Source organism: Mesorhizobium sp. M4A.F.Ca.ET.050.02.1.1, assembly GCF_003997725.1.
GTDB lineage: Bacteria > Pseudomonadota > Alphaproteobacteria > Rhizobiales > Rhizobiaceae > Mesorhizobium.
Genome location: NZ_RZSG01000499.1, coordinates 1 through 4438, shown reverse-complemented (window position 1 = coordinate 4438; position 4438 = coordinate 1). Strand labels below are relative to the sequence as shown.

Sequence of the window (4438 nt, the reverse complement as noted above, 5' to 3'; positions counted from 1 at the left end):
ATGCATTTCGGTCCCGTGCGTCGTCCTCCGGCGCGAGTACCCATGGCTGACCTCCACTCAGGCGTTTCCCTGTGAGCGGCGGCCGGCCTGTTCGGCCGTCGCGGGCGGGGCTTCTTTTCAATCGCCACCTGCCCAACGCCATCGTCCCACGGGTTCGCGGGGAGGGCAAGGAAAATAGGAAATTTTGCCGGCTTTGTGCCCTCAGGCGATCAGGGCCAGCGCTGCGGCATCGGCGGCGGGGAGAGCGCCGGCCTTTTGGCGCGGTGCCGGCCTGCCGAAGAAATAGCCCTGGAAGCGGTTGCAGCCGGCTGCCCTGGCGAGGGTGAACTCCTCTTCCGTCTCGACGCCTTCGGCGACGATGGTGACATGCTGGATGCGTGCGATCTGCGCCAGCGCCGAGACGAAGATCTGGGCCACCTGATCGTGGGCGAGGCTGCTGATATAGGAGCGGTCGATCTTGATACTGTCGATGGGCAAGGTCTTGAGATAGTTGATGCCGCAATGGCCGGTGCCGAAATCGTCGAGCGCGATGTGGAAGCCGAGCCCGCGCAGGGCTTCCAGGCGCTTCAGGATTTCGGGCGTGGCCGCGGTCGCCACCGTCTCGGTGATCTCGATTATGAACTCAGCCGCCAACCTGCCGGTTTCGCGGAGCACGCGGTCGCACATGGTGACGATCTCGTCGCGCTTCAGCTGCTCGCCGGAAACGTTGATGCTGATGCGGAGCCCGGGAAAATGTGCGATGTCGGCGCAAGCGCGCCTGAATACCCATTCGCCGAGCATGTCGATCAAGGTCGAACGCTCGGCGATCGGTATGAAGTCGGCCGGTGATATCAGGCCACGCACCGGATGGCGCCAGCGGACGAGCCCTTCAAGCGCAAAGGTCGATCGGTCGGTATCGACGATCGGTTGATAGTGGAGGTCAAGCTCGCCGAGGTAGATGGCCGCTCGAAGCTCGCGCTCGACCAGGCGACGGTAGCGCTTGTCCGACAGCATCTCCTCGTCGAACACGGTGACGCGGCCACGGCCGCCGGCCTTGCTCTCATAGAGGGCGAGGTCGGCAAGCAACATCAGCTCCGTCGTGTTCGAGGCGTGCGCGGGAGCTAGTGCCACGCCGATCGAGATTGATAGCGGGACGATCTTGCCTTCATGCGATTTGCCTGCCCGCATCACATCGAGCAGCCGGCGCGCATCCTTGTTGATCACTGCCAGATTGCCGTGCGGAACGATGACGGCGAATTCGTCGCCACCCAGCCGCCCGACTACGCCGTCGGCGAAGATACGCTCTGCGGCCTTGACCAGATGCGCCAGGGCGAGGTCGCCGAATTGATGGCCGAACGTGTCGTTGAGCTGTTTGAAGTGATCGAGATCAATCAACAGCAGGCTCGCCTCGCGCCGGCTGCGCAAGGTGCCCAGCCGCTCGTCGAGCGCTTCGAGGACATAGCGGCGGGTCATGGCGCCGGTCATCGCGTCGACGGCCAGAAAATGATGCTTCTCCGCTTCGGCGGCCGCCGCCGAGCGCAGGCGCTGGACCACGCTGCTGCGCATGTACATCAGCACCAGCAGCGCCAGGCCAGTCGCCACCATCGAAACGATGAGGGCGCTCGTGAAGGAGGAGTCCCTGACCAGGCCGGCCGCGCCGAGCGCGGTCGCGGCGATGCTCAGTACAAGCAGGAACTGGATACCGCGGTAGATTCTGCCGCTGTGATCCTTGATCGTGGCCAGTATGCTCATGTCACCGTCCCCGCAACACAAGCCACGGCTAGCGCCCAGCTGTTAAGAAGACATTGAGCCTGCCGACGATCGGCCGCTCATGGTTAAGAAGAAAATCGTCGGCGTTACGTGACGTCAACCGGTCCGGCGCAGGGCCGGCAGGGCAGTATCCGCATCATGCGTCGCGACAGCCTCAGCAAAGCGCGACAGCATCGGATTGAACAGGTCCGGACGCTCCCAGAAAGGGGCATGTCCGGCGCCAGGGACGACGTGGCATTGCTCCCACAGCGTGCCGCAATCCAGCGTGTCGAAGTAGTTGAGCCGGATGAACGGGTCGTCCTCGCCGTTGATGATCGCGACGGGGAAGGCGGCCTGCTCGACAACCTGTTTCTGGTCGGCGCCCTTGCCGGCCATCATGGAACGGGTCACCATGACGCGCAGCCGGCCATCCGTGCGCAGGATGGCGTCGCGGAATGACGGATCCGCGCTGTCGCCGAAGCACAGCGTTTCGAAGCGTTCGGCATCGCGTTCGGAATAGACCTTCTTGGAAGCGAGCAGCATGTCCCAGTTGGCGTGGAAGCCGCGCAGCATGCCGAAGAAGCCCTTCGATACGGGCGGCGCACCGGTCAGCATCAATCCGTGGACGGCCGGATGGAAGCTTGCGAGCTCTATGGCGACATGGCCGCCGAGCGACCAGCCGTAGACGACGGCGTGGCCGATGCCCAGACCGTCGAGGAGCTCGGCCGCCGATCGCGCCAGGCCGGTGAGCGTATAGTCCGTCGCCGGGTCGGCGGCATCCGAGGACTCGCCATGGCCGGGCAGGTCGAAAGCGATCAGCCGGTGGGCATCGGCAAGCGGGCTGTCGAACTGGCGGGCGAACACGGCGCGCGAGGCGCCGGACCCGTGGATCATCACGATGGGCATGCCGGGGCCCGCCGATTCGCTGACGCGCAAATCGGCCTGCGGGGTGCGGATCGTACGCTCAACGACGGCCATGATGCATTGAACCTTAGGATTGCGTAGCGGCCAATATCGCATTCCCGGGTCTACGCGGGCTTTAGGTTTCTGGTTAAGAAAGGACTAATCTGCGCCGACCGTCTATAGTGGCTCCCGAATCTTCGATGGCGGGCATGGAATGTTGACGATGGAACGTGGGCTCGACCTTCTTGTCTCGATCATCGGCATCGCCACGGTCGGCCAGTATCTGTGGTCGATGCGCGCTCATTTCCAATCGTCGGGCATGTCCTCGGGCGCGAAGATAATCTCGGTCGTCGTGGCCGCGACGGCGCTGTTTTTCCTGGCGATCATCTGGATCCTGCCGCAGCCGCTACTGGCCAAGATCGTCGGGCTGGTGATCCAGCTGGCGAGTTCCGCGCTGTTCTGGTGGGCGATTGCGAGGTCGCGCAAGGCGCGGCTGCGCTTTGTCTTCGACGCCGACAATCCGCATGGCCTGGTGACCGACGGACCCTTCTCCTACATCCGCCACCCGTTCTACACGTCCTACATCATCTTCTGGGCCGGTTGGGGTATCGCCACATGGTCGATCTGGGCGGTGGTGCCTGTCGCCGGGATTTTCGTGCTCTATCTGATCGCGGCGCTGGACGAAGAGAAGAAATTCTCGCGCACGGATCTGGCCGGCGCCTATGAGGCCCATCGAAAGCAAGCCGGCTTGTTCTGGCCGCGGCTGCGATGGTGACGCCGCCGACGATGCGCGGCTGACGCGTGTCCGGCGTGCCATCCGGCTGTCCGGGAAGCGGTTGCGTCCGGACAGGCATCGGAGGAAAGTGTCGCCGCAAGGGCGGACCGTAGCGGTGCGGTCGCCACCGCCGATGTGACCCCAGTTCGAGGATTGAAACGATGAAGATCATTGCTTGCGGCAGCGTGCCGACCATCATGGCGCCGGAAAAGTATTTCACCGGCCGGGTGCTGCAGACACCGATCATCGAGAAGGAGGCGCCGGCGCGGCTGAGGGCCACCCTGGTCAGCTTCGAGCCTGGCGCGCGGACCAACTGGCATACGCATCCGCTTGGCCAGACGCTCTATGTCACCTCGGGCGCGGGCCGTGCCCAGACGTGGGGCGGGTCGATCCAGGAGATCAAGGCCGGCGACGTCATCTCGTTCGCGCCCGACGAGAAGCACTGGCACGGCGCCGGCGCGAGCACGGCGATGACGCACATCGCCATGCAGGAAGCGATTGACGGCGTCCACGCCGACTGGCTGGAGAAGGTCAGCGACGAGCAGTATGGCGGCTAACCACCCGAAAAAAACCGGCCTGGAGCCGGGCTTTTTTCGTCATCAGGTCAGTGAAGCGGTGAAGCGCTGGATGCGCGTGCAAGCCTCTTCCAGCAGCGTCTCCGACGTGGCGTAGGAGATGCGGAAGTTCGGGCCAAGGCCGAAGGCCGAGCCGAACACCACCGCCACACCCTCGGCCTCGAGCAACTCCGCGCAGAAGGTCTCGTCACTATCGATCACCTTGCCGGTCTTCGTCTCCCTGCCGATCAGCCCGGCGCAGGACGGGTAGACGTAGAAAGCGCCCTCCGGCGAGGGGCAGGAGATGCCGCGCGCCTGGTTGAGCATCGACACGACAAGGTCGCGGCGCCCCTGGAAGATCGCCTTGTTCTTGGCGATGAAGTCCTGCGGGCCGTTCAGCGCCTCGACCGAGGCCCATTGCGCGATGGTGCAGGCGCCGGAGGTCTGCTGGCCCTGGATCATGTCCATGGCCTTGATC

The 4438-nt window shown here is 64.4% G+C and carries 5 protein-coding genes; 2 read left to right on the top strand and 3 right to left on the bottom strand.

Annotation, left to right across the window (positions count from 1 at the left end):
- Positions 1 to 201: 201 nt before the first annotated feature.
- Together EOA33_RS25460 and EOA33_RS25455 are read right to left on the bottom strand one after the other, a co-directional pair.
- Complete coding sequence (locus EOA33_RS25460) at positions 202 to 1731, bottom strand: EAL domain-containing protein (protein WP_126058748.1); 1530 nt, start codon at positions 1729 to 1731, stop codon at positions 202 to 204.
- 114 nt (positions 1732 to 1845) lie between these two features.
- The gene (locus EOA33_RS25455; RefSeq protein WP_126058749.1) at positions 1846 to 2706 is read right to left on the bottom strand and encodes an alpha/beta hydrolase; all 861 of its coding nucleotides are present in this window, start codon (positions 2704 to 2706) and stop codon (positions 1846 to 1848) included.
- Positions 2707 to 2854: 148 nt separating this feature from the next.
- Between EOA33_RS25455 and EOA33_RS25450 the strand changes: the two genes are divergently transcribed.
- Positions 2855 to 3406 (top strand): isoprenylcysteine carboxylmethyltransferase family protein, encoded by a 552-nt coding sequence (locus tag EOA33_RS25450; RefSeq protein WP_126058750.1) that lies wholly within the window; start codon positions 2855 to 2857, stop codon positions 3404 to 3406.
- Positions 3407 to 3567: 161 nt separating this feature from the next.
- Positions 3568 to 3963, top strand: coding sequence for a cupin domain-containing protein (locus tag EOA33_RS25445; protein WP_126058751.1), 396 nt, complete (start codon positions 3568 to 3570; stop codon positions 3961 to 3963).
- A 42-nt stretch (positions 3964 to 4005) separates the two neighbouring features.
- Here the strand turns inward: EOA33_RS25445 and EOA33_RS25440 are convergent.
- A partial coding sequence (locus tag EOA33_RS25440) for an aminotransferase class I/II-fold pyridoxal phosphate-dependent enzyme (protein WP_127406887.1) occupies positions 4006 to 4438 on the bottom strand: 433 nt, incomplete at its 5' end.